The sequence below is a fragment of the Streptomyces litmocidini genome (assembly GCF_014649755.1).
GTDB classification, from domain to species: domain Bacteria; phylum Actinomycetota; class Actinomycetes; order Streptomycetales; family Streptomycetaceae; genus Streptomyces; species Streptomyces litmocidini.
Genome location: NZ_BMTQ01000013.1, coordinates 131,054 through 142,991, shown reverse-complemented (window position 1 = coordinate 142,991; position 11,938 = coordinate 131,054). Strand labels below are relative to the sequence as shown.

Genomic DNA, 11,938 nt, shown 5'->3' with positions numbered 1-11,938 from the left:
CGGGCTCCGTTCAGCCGTACCGCTCCGCCAGCGTCCGCACGGTCGCGGCGATGCGGTCGCGGAGGTCCTCCGGGGCGAGGACCTCCACCTCCGCGCCGAGCCCGAGGAAGGTGGCGTGGGCGTGTTCGAGCGATTCGACGGGGAGGGTCGCCCGGGTCCAGCCGTCGGGCTCGGGGGTGCCGCCGGCGGCGAGGGCCCGGGCGGCGGCGCCGGTGAGACGGGCGGCACCGCGCGGGGAGATCCGTACGACCGCCTCGTCCCGGTGGAGCCGGCCGTGGAAGTCCTCCTGACCGGCCCGCCAGTGGGCGGCGAGGTCGAAGCCGGCCGGGATCTCCGCCTCCTCGGCGGTGACGGTGAGGGCGAGGATCTGGTCGACGCGGTAGGTGCGCGGGCCGGGCCCGGCGACCAGGTACCAGCGCCCGGCCTTGAGGACGAGCCCGTACGGCTCCAGGCGCCGGTCGACGTCCGTGGGCTCCTTCCAGCGCCGGTAGCGGACCTCCAGGACCCGACCGGCGCGGACCGCGTCGGCGACCTCGGGCAGGAACGGGGCCTCGGTGGGCTCCGCGTACCAGCCGGGGGCGTCGATGTGGAAGCGGGCCCGCAGCCGGTCGACGTGCTCGCGCAGCGGCGCGGGCAGCGCCGCCCGCAGCTTCAGCTGGGCGTCCGCGAAGTGCGGGCCGAGCCCGAGTTCGTCGGCGGCGACGGGCAGGCCGGCGAGGACGAGCGCCTCGGCCTCCCGGGCGTACAGCTCGGCGAGGCGGTGCCGGTACCCGGCGAGCAGCCGGTAGCCGCCGCGGTGCCCGGCATCGCCGTACAGCGGCACTCCGGCGGCCTGGAGCGCCTCCACGTCGCGGTAGACGGTGCGGACGGAGACCTCCAGTTCCCCGGCGAGGCGGGCGGCCGTCATCGGACCGCGGGTCTGGAGCAGGAGGAGGAGCGAGACGAGTCGGCCGGACTTCACTGACACACGGTGTCAGTGGAAGGTCCTTACGGTCCAGCCATGGCTTTCGCAGAGAAGAACCTCCTCGTGCTGCCGCCGGTCGAGATCGCCGGGCGGCACCTCAAGCGCTACCACGTCACCGCGGATCCGGCGGGCATCGAGCCGGAGGTGGAGAAGGCGGCGTACGCGCTGCTCCCGGAGCTGCTGCCGGAGCCGGACGGCACCCCGGCGGCGGGCTTCGTGGTGCTGCACCGGGGCGGCGACAGCGGCGCGTACCTCAACGCGTACAGCTGGGTGTGGGACAACGTGCTCCACTTCGGCGGCGGGGCCGCGGGGCAGCCCGTCCTGGGCTGTCCCGACACCGATCCGACGCGCTTCGTCCGCGTCGACCGGTCGTGGATCGGCTGTGTGTGGGAGCTACCGCCGCTCGGGCACGAACGGGACGCCTGGGTGCGGCACGTGCTGTCCCCGGACGTCCCGGACCTCGCCGGCTACCTGGAGGACGCGCTGCCCTCCGGCCCGACCGGAGGCCGGGCGTGAGCGCCGGCGGGGCGACCCACCGGGCGGGCTTCGTCAGCCGCGCCTGACGAAGCTCGCGAGCCGGTAGCGGGGGTCGGGGCGGCGGCGGTCCTGGTCCGGGAGGGCGGCCAGGTCGGCGGCGAGCGTCTCGGTGGTCGCCGGGTCTCCGGTGAACCAGGAGGCGAAGTACCCGGCGCGCAGCTTCCTGGCGGTGTCGCGCGGGGTGCTGCCCTGTCCGTGGCCGGTGAAGCGGGTGCCGGGGGCCGGGTCGAGGCCGTGGGCGGCCGCGTACGCGGTGATCAGGTCGGCGCGGTCGGAGGCCGCGTCGGCCGCGCGGTACGGGCGGAGGACGGCGTCGACGTCGCTGCCGACGTCGTGGGCGGAGTCCTTGTCGACGGTGACGACGAGGACGCCGCCGGGCCGCAGCACCCGGGCCGCCTCGGCGACGACGTCCGCCGCGAAGGGGACGAGGTGCAGCAGCCAGACGGCCGCGACGGCGTCCAGGGAGGCGTCGGGCAGCGGGAGCCGCCGGGCGTCGGCGCGTACGGCACGGCCGGGCACCCGGCCCGCGGCGACCCGCACCATGGCCTGGGCGGCGTCGGCCCCGTGGACGCGCAGTCCGGGCCGGGCGAGGCGTTCGGTGACGAGACCGGTGCCGCAGGCGAGGTCGAGCAGGGTGCGGGCGCCGGGCGGGACGAGTCGCAGGACGGCCCCGGCGGCCGCCTCGGCGCGGGGCACCCCGCCGCGGGTCCGGTCGTAGTGCGCCGCTTCTGCCTCGTAGTCGAGCACGGTCTCCGCCATGCCCGCGAGCCTAGGGGAGGGTCAGTGCGCGCCGTGGCCGGGGGCGATCCGTTCGACGCGCTCGGCGAGTTCGAAGTCCTTCTCGGTGACGGCGCCGCCGGCGTCGTGGGTGTTCACCGCGAGGGAGACCGTGTCGTAGCCGAGGGTGAGGTCGGAGTGGTGGTTCAGCTCCTGCTGGATCCGGGCCACGTGGACGACGAGCGCGGTCGCCGCGAAGTGGTCGCCGAGCCGGTAGGTCCGGGTGAGCCGGTCGGCCTCGACGGACCAGCCGGGGAGCTCCCTGAGGCGGTCCTCGATCTCCTTCTGCGACAGCGGCTGTGTGGGCACGGCGGTGCTCCCTCCGGTCGGGTGGTGCGGCTGACGGGGTGACGGACAGGGGCCCCGGGGGGAAACTACCCGGGGTCCCCCTCTGAGATACCGTCTGGCCATGACAACTGTCGTGACCGACACGGGAGTGGGGCCGCTGCTGCGCGGATGGCGTGAGCGGCGGAGGCTGAGTCAGCTGGAGCTGGCGCTGCGCGCCGACTCCTCGGCGCGGCACATCTCGTTCGTGGAGACGGGTCGCTCCCGGCCGAGCGAGGAGATGGTCCTGAAGCTCGCCGAGCACCTGGAGGTGCCGGTGCGGGAGCGGAACGCGCTGCTGCTCGCGGCGGGGTACGCGCCCCGGTACGCGGAGTCGCCGCTGGACGCGCCGCGCCTGGAGACGCTGCGCTGGGGCATCCAGCAGCTGCTCGACGGCTACGAGCCGTACCCGGCCCTGGTGGTGGACGGCACGTACACGGTGGTGGCGGCCAACCGGGGGATCGGGCTGCTGCTCGGCGGGCTTCCGGAGCACCTGCTGACCCCGCCGATGAACGCGATGCGGCTGACCCTGCACCCGGAGGGCCTGGCTCCCCGGATCCGGAACCTGCGGGAGTGGCGGGGCCACCTCCTGGCCCAGATGGAGCGTCAGATCGCACTGGCCCGTTCGGAGCCGCTGCGGAAGCTGTACGCGGAGGTGGCGGCCTATCCGCTGCCCGAGCGGATCGACCCGGAGGACCGGCCGGAGGCGGAACCGTACCCGTACTTCGCGCTGCCGCTGCGGATCGAGCACGACGGGCGGGTGCTGTCGTTCGTGTCGTCGATCTCGACGTTCAACACGCCGATGGACGTGACCGTCGCCGAGCTGGCCATCGAGACGTTCCTCCCGGCCGACCCGGAGACGGTCGCGTACCTGCGCTCGCTCAGCGCGCGGCAGCCCTGAGGGCCGTCCACTGGAGTACGGCGAAGCCGGCGACGGTGGCCGCCTGCACGGGCGTCCAGAACAGGCCGACGGTGGTCGGCTCCAGCCAGGCGACGAGGGCGACGACGCTGAGGACGGCCCAGAGCACGTTGACGTCGACGACGAGCTTCACGGCGAGCGCCGGCGGCTGCGGGCGGCTCGCGAGCCAGGCGACGCCCGCGGCGAACGCGGTGAGGAGGACGCCGAGTTCGAGGAGGAGGCCGGCGTCGACGCCGAGGAGTTCCCCGAGGGGACCGGAGGCGGCGAGGTAGGCGATCCCGTTGGCTCCGGTGACGGCGGCGTCGAGGGCGAGGAACCGGCGCACCGCGGACCGGGGCCGGGTGGCGCGGGCGGTCCTCGAAGATCGGCGCAGGGTCTGGGACATGGCGGATCACCCTCCGAAGGGGACGTTCGTGCTGGTGGTGGACCCGGAGCCCGAGCGGAGTGCGCCGCCCGGGTTCCGGTGTTCCCGAGCATGCCGGGCGGCACGGAGGGGGTCGATTACCTGACGGGTCATGCCGGGCCGTGGACAACCGCGTCGCCGCTCCCGGCGGTGTGAGTAGTCTTCCCGCCGGGGTGGCCGGGACCGGCGCTCCGAAGGGGGAGGACGCAGATGGCGTGGAACAGGGAACGGGCCATGGTGGCCACCGGGGGCGATCACAAGGTGACGCCCGCGGAGCTCTTCTTCGACCTGGTGTTCGTGTATGCGATCACGCAGGTCACCGCCCTCATGGCGGCCGCGCCCTCACCGGTGCGGGTGGTGGGCGCGATGGTCGTGCTCGCGCTGCTGTGGTGGTGCTGGTGCGCCTTCGCCTGGCTGGGCAATGTCGTACGGGCCGATTCCGGCGCGGTGTTCGGCGTGCTCGTCACGGTCATGGCGGTCGTCCTGATCGTGTCCCTCGCCGTCCCGCGCGTCTTCGCGGACGCGTCCGACGGGCTCTCGGCGCCCCTGGTGTTCGTGCTCTGTTACGGCGCGGTGCGCGTCCTGCACCTGACCTCGTACTGGCTCTCCAGTCCGGGTGACGCCGCGCTGCGGGCGACCCTGCGGCGTACGGCCATGGCGTCCGTGCTGCCGCCGCTGGTGCTGCTGCTCACGGGCTGCGCGTACGACGGCCGGGCCCAGCTCCTGTGGTGGCTGGGGGCGGTGGCCGTCGACTACGGCGGGATCTACGTCACCGGTTCCTCCGGCTGGCGGGTCAACTCCCCCGGGCACTTCGCCGAGCGGCACGGCCTGATCGTGATCATCGCCCTGGGCGAGTCCATCGTGGCCATGGGCGTCGGCGTCTCCGATTCCCCGCTCTCGTACGCGGTGCTCGGCGCTTCGGCCGCCGGGCTGCTGCTCTCGGCCGGGCTGTGGCGGCTGTACTTCCGGCAGCTCGGCGAGGCCACCGAGCACCGTCTCACCGGACTGGACGGGGACGACCGCACCCGCTTCGCCCGGGACGCCTACACGTTCCTGCACCTGCCGCTGGTCGCCGGGATCGTGCTCTGCGCGCTCGGGATGAAGAAGGTCCTCCAGCAGGTCGCCGACACCGGGCACTACGGGCTCGCCGAGCCGCTGCACGGCGCCGTGGCCTGGTCCCTGACCGGGGGCGTCGGCGTCTATCTGCTGGGCGCCGCCGCGATCGTGCTGCGGACCTCGGGGCGGCGGCCGACCGCCCTGGCCGTGGGCGGGGCGTGCTGCCTGGCGGCGGGCCCGCTGGTCGGCCTCGTCCCGGCCCTGGTGGCGCTCGCGGTCCTCGCCGCGGCCGCGGCCCTCCTCGTGGAGCTGCACTCCCGAGGGGGCACGCGGACGCTCAGGACGGTGGAGGCGGCCTGACCCCGGCCGGCCGGTGCCCGGCGCGGTGGTGGCCGCGCCGGGGCGGGGTTCAGCGCGGACGGTCCTCCCGGTGGACGGTCGGCTCGGACGTGCGGGCGGTGTGTCCGGAGGTCCGGGCGGTCCGCTCGGCGGGGCGGGTGGATGCCGGGGATCCGGGCTCGGGGGCGGTGCGCCGGGCGCGTGAGGCCTCGGCGCGCAGCAGGGCCTGGAGTACGGCGTACGGGTCGACGGGCATGGCGGAGCTCCTCGTGGTGCGGGGGTGATGTGGGGGGACTGCGGGGAGGCGGGGCCTCTCAGCAGCGCATCACCACGCACCGGAGCGCGTCGCCGCGCGGGGCGGGTACGGGGGCGGGGGCCGGAGTCCGGCGGCGGCCCCGGGGGCCGTGCGGCCGGGGCCCGGACCCGGCGGCGCGGAAGTGCGCGCGGTGGGCGCGGGCCCGGCCGGGGAGTCCGGCCACGGCGCCGGCCGGGTCGTGGGTCTCGCCGCCCGGATCGGAGGCCGGGGCGGCGGCCGCGGCGCGCGTCTCGGCGACGGGGAGCGCGGCGGCGGCCCCGGCGCCGAACAGCGCGGCGAGGACGAGGAGGAGCGCGATCCAGCGGTGCCGCCCCCGGGCCGGGCGCGCCCGGTGCCCCGCCGGGGCGGCGGGCGCGGCGGGCGTCTGGTGCGCGGGGCTCACGGAGATCCGTACTGCCCCGCCGCGGGACCGGTACGGCTCCCCCGGCCGGTGATCCGCCCGGGCGGCCTACGTCAGGGCCCCGGATTCACCGGCCCGGCGGTCACCGGCGAACGCCCGCCCGGCCGGCCGGGGGCGGACCCGGTCACCCCGGGGCGGTGGCGCGCTGCCTGCGGGCCGCCATCCAGGCGTACACGAGCACGCCGGCGAAGAGGAACAGGACGCCCTGGTAGACGGCGGCGTAGCCGGATCCGGCGACCAGCCAGAGGGAGAAGCCGAAGGCGGCGAGGGCGAAGACGGCGTCGCGGGCGAGCCGGGCCCGGGAGACCTCTCCGGAGCGGCCGGAGAACAGGAAGTAGACCTGGGCCGCCGTGGACAGCAGATAGGGCACGGTGGCGGTGAAGGTGGTGACGAGGACGAGGATCTCGAAGACGCCCTTCGTGCCGGCCGTGTAGTTGTAGACCGTCAGGAGAGAGGCGAGGACGACGGTGACGAGGACGCCGACGGTCGGCACACCGCGCCGCTTGACCGTGAACGCCTTCGGGAAGAGTCCGTCGCGGGCGGCCGCGTAGGGGGTCTGGGCGCTCAGCAGGGTCCAGCCGTTGAGGGCGCCGAGCATGGAGACCATGGCCATGCAGGCGACGGCGGCACCGCCCCAGGAGCCGCCGAACATGGCGTTCACGGCGTCGGAGAAGGGTGCGGTGGACGTGACCAGCTCGTCGTGGGCCACGGTGCCGAAGACGGCGAGGGTGCCGAGGAGGTAGACCGCGGCGGCGCCGAGGGTGCCGAGGACGGTGGCGCGGCCGACGTTGCGGCGGGGGTCGCGGACCTCGCCGGCGCTGACGGCGGCGGACTCGACGCCGAGGTAGCTGAAGAGCAGGATCGCGGCGGAGGCGGAGACCGCGCCGAGCGCGCCGCCCCCGCTCGGGTGGAAGGGCCCGAGGTTGGCGCTGTCGAAGAAGAACAGGCCGCCGACGGTGACGAGGATCAGCGGGACGAACTTGAGCACGGTCGCGACGATCTGTACCGCGCCGACGTAGCGGGTGCCGGCCAGGTTGGCGAGCGCGGGCAGCCACTGGAAGAGCAGGGCGGCGGCGATGGTGGCGGGCTTGGACCCGTGGACGGGCACGAGGACGTCGAGGTAGCCGACGGCGGCGACGGCGAGGGCGGCGTTGGAGACCCAGGCGGTGATCCAGTACGACCAGGCGGCGAGGAAGCCGGCGAAGTCGCCGAAGGCGGCGCGTGCGTAGACGTAGGGGCCGCCGGTCTGCGGCAGGCGGTGGGCGAGCCGGCCGAAGACGAGGGCGAGCGCGATCGCGCCGAGGGTGAGGACGCCGAAGGCGACGAGGCTGACGGTGCCGTAGGGGGCGACGGAGGCGGGCAGCAGGAAGATTCCGCCGCCGATGATGTTGCCCATGACCAGGGCGGTCGCGATGGGGAGGCCGAAGCGGCGGGCGTGCTTGTCGTCCGTCTGCCGCGCCGCGTCCCGCTGTGGAGTTGTGGTGGCCGTGCTCATGGGGTGGTGCGCCTTCCGTCGTGCAAATCCGGACCATCGTCCGGTAACGGCGAACAGGCGTCCAAATCAGCGGTTTTTGTCCTGCGGGGCCGGGCCCTCGACCGGAAGAACTGATTCCGTTTCGCGCGTGGACGGGGAAATCTCCCGCGGACCCGCGGACCCCTCCCGCAACGCCCCCGCCCGACCGAGCGGCACCTGCGGACCCGAGGACTCGCGCAGCCAGCGCCGCAGCACCCGGTGCACCTGCTCCGCCCCGACCAGCTCCTGCCCCGCGCCGACCGGCGGCGACAGGTCCGGCGGCGACAGGAGGAAGGCGTGCGACTGCTCCCCGCCGAGGCCGCCGTGCGAGCCGATCTGCTCCTCGAAGGCGTGCACGTTCCCCGTCGCCGGGTCGTACATGGAGTTGATCATGATGTCCGCGACGTGCGGGAAGCCGTCCGTGCGCCGCACCGCCCGCGCCGCGCCCCGCCCGAAGACCGCGAGCGGTCCGTCGTCCGTGAGCTCGGCGACCGGCACCTCCGCGCCGTCGCGGGTGAGCACCACCGAGCCGTGCTCGGCGCTCGCCACCAGCACGAAGCCGATGCCCGGATGGTGCGCGAGGGTGCGCAGGAGGGCCGGATGACGCCGGTCGATCTCCTCCCGGGTCATCCGGTGCGGCACGTCGGGGAAGGAGACGAGCCCCAGGTTGCCCGAGGCCAGGACCACCGGCTCGGAGGGCCTCGCGGGCAGCTCCCGGGCCGTCTCGCCGCTCTCGTCCAGCGGCCGGTGCAGCACGCTGCGCAGCGCGTCCCTGGCCGCGTCCCGCGCCTCCGAACCGCTACGGGTGCGCCGCACCCGGCGCGGCACCGGCAGCCCGCAGCCGGCCCGTACGAGGTCCTTGAGCGTCAGCCCGTACGCCGACTCGAAGGTCTCGCCGGGGCTCTGCCCGTGGTCGGAGAGGAGCACGATCCGGTACGGACGCGGGGCGTGCTCGGCGACGGTGGCGATGAGCGCGATCGCCCGGTCGAGGCGCGCCAGGACCTGGTCCGTGTCGCGGCCGTGCGGCCCCGAGTGGTGCGCCACCTCGTCGTACGCGACGAGGTCGGCGTAGACGGCGGTCCGCCCCGCCAGCATGTCCCCCATCACGGCGGAGACCACGACGTCCCGCTCGACGACCGTCGCGAAGGCGCGGACGAAGGGGTACGTGCCGCCGCGCGAGACCCTCGGCGCCTCCCGCCGCAGCCGCGCCCGCGTCGACTGGTACACCTCCCGGACGCACTCGGCGACGAGCGATCCGGCGGTGCGGACGGCGTTGGCCGGGTCGGAGAAGTACGCGAAGTAGCCGGCCCGGGAGCGGTTGCGGCGGCCGCGCCGGGCGGCCATCGACAGGACGAGGGCGAGCTGGTCGGCGCCGCCGCTGAAGAGGTTGCCCCGGGAGGCCCCGTCGACGGTGAGCAGACCTCCGTCCCCGGTGCGGCGCACGGCCCTGCGCTGGAGCTCGACGGCGCTCGCCGGGCGGTTCGACACCATGAGCCGGCCGGTGTCCTTCTCGTACCAGCGGAAGGCGGGCACGTCCTCGTTGGAGCCGTGCAGGATGCCGAGCTGGCTGGCACCGGTCTGGCTGGACCAGTCGGTGCGCCACGGGGTGAGCCGGTGGCCGGCCTCCAGCCACCCCGCGACGGTCGGCATGAGGCCGTCGGCGACGGCGCCGCGCAGCACGTGGTGGCCGACGCCGTCGAGCTGGAGGAAGACCGTGCCGGGCACGGACCCCGCCGTGTCGCCGGGGTCGCGGGGGCGGGTGCGGCCGGTGAGCCGGTAGAGCCGGCGCCGGTAGGCGTCGTCGTCGCGGACGGCGAGGGCCGTGGAGGTGGCGGAGGCCACGGCCGACATGACGGCGGCCACCGCGACGGCGGTCTCGGGCGCCGCGGCACCGCGCCCGTCGGGGATCAGCCACAGCGCGACGAGCAGCAGCGAACCGTTGAGGAAGAAGACGAGCAGTCCGAGGACGAGCGCCGGGACGAGCAGCACCGCCCGCACGATCAACGGCCAGACGAGCGCGCCGAGCAGACCGAACGCGCCGGCGGCCGTGGCGGCGGTGAGGGCGGTCCTGGTGAAGCTGTCGCCGTCGGCGGACTGGAGCCGGAAGTCGGGCAGCAGCCCGGCGAGGAGGAGCATCGTGAGCGTGGACACCGCCCAGACCACGAGCACCCGCACCAGAGTTCTGCCCGCGGACCGCCAGCGCTCGGCGCCACCCCATCGCCCGTCACCCACGCCCGCTTCGCCTTTCACCCGTTTCCTGCCCCAAGCGTGGCACAACGGCCGTGATCGGGCGGCGGAGGGGGAACTCCGCGCCGAGGGGGACGTCAGGAGCCGGCCCGGGGGACGACCTCAGGAGCCGGTCCGGGGGACGGCCTCAGGAGCCGTCGTACCCGGCGGTGGGCATCGAGAGCCGTCGGTGCACGACCGCCTTGGCCGCCTTGTCGTACGGAGGTTCGTCAAGTCCCACGGTCTCCACCCGGACACCGCGCCGCTCGCACTCGGCGCGGAAGCCCGGCACGGAGGTCAACGCGCGGGCGAGGACCCGTTCGCTGGGTGCCACGAAGAGGTCCACCGTCCCGGCCTCCACATCGGCCCAGAGAGCCGCGTGGTCCGGGCGGATTCCGTAGCAGAACAGCTGGCGGGCGAGCACGTACCCCTGGTCGTCGGCCCAGCGGGCACACACCGCGTGCTGGCCCCTCGTGTCGACCAGGAAGGGGTCGCTGTCGAGCTCTTCGAGCGGGGTGAGGCTGGCGATCGCCGCCACCCGAACGTCGTCCATGGACCGACCCTACTGCCGGAAGGTGACGCCCGAACATCCTCCGGAGCGCGCTCCGGACATCTACCCTCGTGACGACAGACGTCTGACGAGACGGACAGCGGAGGGGCGGCATGCCGGTGGAGGTCACCTGGTGGGGGCACGCCACCTGCACGGTCGAGGACTCGGGGGTCCGCTTCCTCACCGATCCGCTGTTCGCACGGCGGCTCGCCCATCTGCGGCGGCGGCGCGGCGCCCCGCCGCCGCCCGAGGCCGCCCGCGCCGAGGCCGTCCTCATCTCGCACCTGCACGCCGACCACCTCCACCTCCCCTCGCTCACCCGGCTCCCGCCGGGAACGCGGATCCTCGTGCCGCGCGGCGCGCCCGCCGCCGTGCCCGGGCTGCGCAGGCTCGACCGGAACGGGCTGCGGCTGACCGAGGTGGAGCCGGGCGACACGGTGGCGGTGGAGGGCCTGACGGTACGGGCCGTCCCGGCGCTCCACGACGGGCGGCGGCTGCCCGTGGGACCGCACCGCTCCCCCGCGCTCGGCTACGTCGTCGAGGGCGAGGCGCGCACGTACTTCGCCGGGGACACCGGTCTGTTCGACGGCATGGCGGACGCGGTGGGCCCGGTGGACGTGGCCCTGCTGCCGGTCGGCGGCTGGGGACCCTACCTCGGGCACGGCCACCTCGACGCGGGGCGGGCGGCCCAGGCGCTCGCCGCGCTCTCGCCGGCGGCGGCGGTGCCGGTGCACTACGGCACGTACTGGCCGATCGGGCTCGACGGGGTCCGGCCGCACGAGTTCCACGCGCCGGGCGACGAGTTCGTCCGGCACGCGGCCCGGCTCGCGCCGAAGGTGGCGGTCCACCTCCTCGGCCACGGCGACCGGGTGCGGCCGGAGGTCGCGCGGTGATCGGTGGACTCGTGGGGGCCGTGCGCGAGCTGCCGCCGGAGTCGACGCAGCAGGCGGTCGGCTATCCCTCGCTGTTCCTGCTCGTGGCGCTCGGCGCGCTGGTGCCGGTCGTGCCGACGGGCGCGATCGTCAGTTCGGCGGCGGTGGTCGCCTTCCACCAGTCCTCGCCGTTCTCCCTGCTCTTCGTCTTCCTGGTGGCGGCGTCCGCCGCGTTCCTCGGCGACGTGGCGCTCTACTGGTTCGGGCAGCGCGGGGTCCGGTCCCGCAACGGCTCGCGGTGGCTCGCCGCGCTGCAGTCCCGGGTGACGCCGGAGCGGCTCGCGCACGCGCGGGAGCGGCTCGACACGCACCAGGTGTCGGTGCTGGTGCTGTCCCGGCTCGTGCCGGCCGGCCGGATCCCGGTCATGCTGGCGTGCCTGCTCGCCCAGATGCCGCTGCGCCGCTTCGCGCGGGGAGACGTGGCGGCGTGTCTGGCGTGGGCGGCGACGTACCAGCTGATCGGCATCCTGGGCGGCTCGCTCTTCCCCGAGCCCTGGCAGGGCGTGGTCGCGGCGGTGGGCCTGACGGTGCTGGTCAGCGCGGTCCCGGCACTGTGGCGGCGGTTGCGGGGCTCCGGGGCTCCGTCGGGGCCCGAGCACCCGTGAGGGCTCGCCCGGCCCGTCGGGGCCCGAGCACCCGCGAGCCCCGGCCCCTCGGGGCACGGGCACTCCTGAGCCCCGGC

General features: G+C 75.2%; 14 protein-coding genes. 5 read left to right on the top strand and 9 right to left on the bottom strand.

The features are described from left to right. Positions 1 to 10 precede the first annotated feature (10 nt). A complete protein-coding gene (locus IE180_RS25715) occupies positions 11 to 961 on the bottom strand; it encodes a helix-turn-helix transcriptional regulator (RefSeq protein WP_190159324.1) in 951 nt (316 codons plus the stop codon). A 39-nt stretch (positions 962 to 1,000) separates the two neighbouring features. Here IE180_RS25715 and IE180_RS25710 point away from each other — a divergent pair, with 39 nt between their 5' ends. Beyond that, the gene (locus tag IE180_RS25710) at positions 1,001 to 1,480 is read left to right on the top strand and encodes a hypothetical protein (protein ID WP_190159323.1); all 480 of its coding nucleotides are present in this window, start codon (positions 1,001 to 1,003) and stop codon (positions 1,478 to 1,480) included. A gap of 33 nt (positions 1,481 to 1,513) precedes the next feature. On the opposite strand, the gene IE180_RS25705 is transcribed toward IE180_RS25710, so the two are convergent. Then, the gene (locus IE180_RS25705) at positions 1,514 to 2,260 is read right to left on the bottom strand and encodes a class I SAM-dependent methyltransferase (protein ID WP_229860870.1); all 747 of its coding nucleotides are present in this window, start codon (positions 2,258 to 2,260) and stop codon (positions 1,514 to 1,516) included. A 21-nt stretch (positions 2,261 to 2,281) separates the two neighbouring features. Continuing rightward, the gene (locus IE180_RS25700; RefSeq protein WP_190159322.1) at positions 2,282 to 2,587 is read right to left on the bottom strand and encodes a 4a-hydroxytetrahydrobiopterin dehydratase; all 306 of its coding nucleotides are present in this window, start codon (positions 2,585 to 2,587) and stop codon (positions 2,282 to 2,284) included. Positions 2,588 to 2,687: 100 nt separating this feature from the next. Here IE180_RS25700 and IE180_RS25695 point away from each other — a divergent pair, with 100 nt between their 5' ends. Next, a complete protein-coding gene (locus IE180_RS25695; RefSeq protein WP_190159321.1) occupies positions 2,688 to 3,503 on the top strand; it encodes a helix-turn-helix domain-containing protein in 816 nt (271 codons plus the stop codon). Here IE180_RS25695 and IE180_RS25690 read toward each other — a convergent pair. Continuing rightward, a complete protein-coding gene (locus tag IE180_RS25690; protein WP_190159320.1) occupies positions 3,484 to 3,906 on the bottom strand; it encodes a hypothetical protein in 423 nt (140 codons plus the stop codon). The genes IE180_RS25695 and IE180_RS25690 overlap by 20 nt on opposite strands. 228 nt (positions 3,907 to 4,134) lie before the next feature. On the opposite strand from IE180_RS25690, the gene IE180_RS25685 reads away from it, so the two are divergent. Continuing rightward, entirely contained in the window at positions 4,135 to 5,340 is a 1,206-nt protein-coding gene (locus IE180_RS25685; protein ID WP_190159319.1) for a low temperature requirement protein A, read from the top strand. Positions 5,341 to 5,389: 49 nt separating this feature from the next. Here IE180_RS25685 and IE180_RS25680 read toward each other — a convergent pair whose 3' ends face one another. From IE180_RS25680 to IE180_RS25660, 5 genes are all read right to left on the bottom strand, one after another. Beyond that, positions 5,390 to 5,575, bottom strand: coding sequence for a hypothetical protein (locus IE180_RS25680; RefSeq protein WP_190159454.1), 186 nt, complete (start codon positions 5,573 to 5,575; stop codon positions 5,390 to 5,392). A 58-nt stretch (positions 5,576 to 5,633) separates the two neighbouring features. Continuing rightward, the gene (locus IE180_RS25675; RefSeq protein WP_190159318.1) at positions 5,634 to 6,017 is read right to left on the bottom strand and encodes a hypothetical protein; all 384 of its coding nucleotides are present in this window, start codon (positions 6,015 to 6,017) and stop codon (positions 5,634 to 5,636) included. A 142-nt stretch (positions 6,018 to 6,159) separates the two neighbouring features. After that, complete coding sequence (locus IE180_RS25670; RefSeq protein WP_190159317.1) at positions 6,160 to 7,530, bottom strand: amino acid permease; 1,371 nt, start codon at positions 7,528 to 7,530, stop codon at positions 6,160 to 6,162. A 66-nt stretch (positions 7,531 to 7,596) separates the two neighbouring features. Next, complete coding sequence (locus IE180_RS25665; RefSeq protein WP_190159316.1) at positions 7,597 to 9,780, bottom strand: phage holin family protein; 2,184 nt, start codon at positions 9,778 to 9,780, stop codon at positions 7,597 to 7,599. Between the two features lie 142 nt (positions 9,781 to 9,922). After that, positions 9,923 to 10,327 carry a hypothetical protein gene (locus tag IE180_RS25660; RefSeq protein ID WP_190159315.1) on the bottom strand — a complete coding sequence of 135 codons (405 nt, stop codon included), beginning with the start codon at positions 10,325 to 10,327 and terminating at the stop codon, positions 9,923 to 9,925. Positions 10,328 to 10,437: 110 nt separating this feature from the next. On the opposite strand from IE180_RS25660, the gene IE180_RS25655 reads away from it, so the two are divergent. Further along, complete coding sequence (locus IE180_RS25655) at positions 10,438 to 11,217, top strand: MBL fold metallo-hydrolase (RefSeq protein ID WP_190159314.1); 780 nt, start codon at positions 10,438 to 10,440, stop codon at positions 11,215 to 11,217. Then, positions 11,214 to 11,861: a DedA family protein gene (locus tag IE180_RS25650; protein WP_229860869.1), complete on the top strand. Its 648-nt coding sequence runs from the start codon at positions 11,214 to 11,216 to the stop codon at positions 11,859 to 11,861. Before IE180_RS25655 ends, IE180_RS25650 begins: the two co-directional genes overlap by 4 nt. The last annotated feature ends 77 nt before the right edge of the window (positions 11,862 to 11,938 follow it).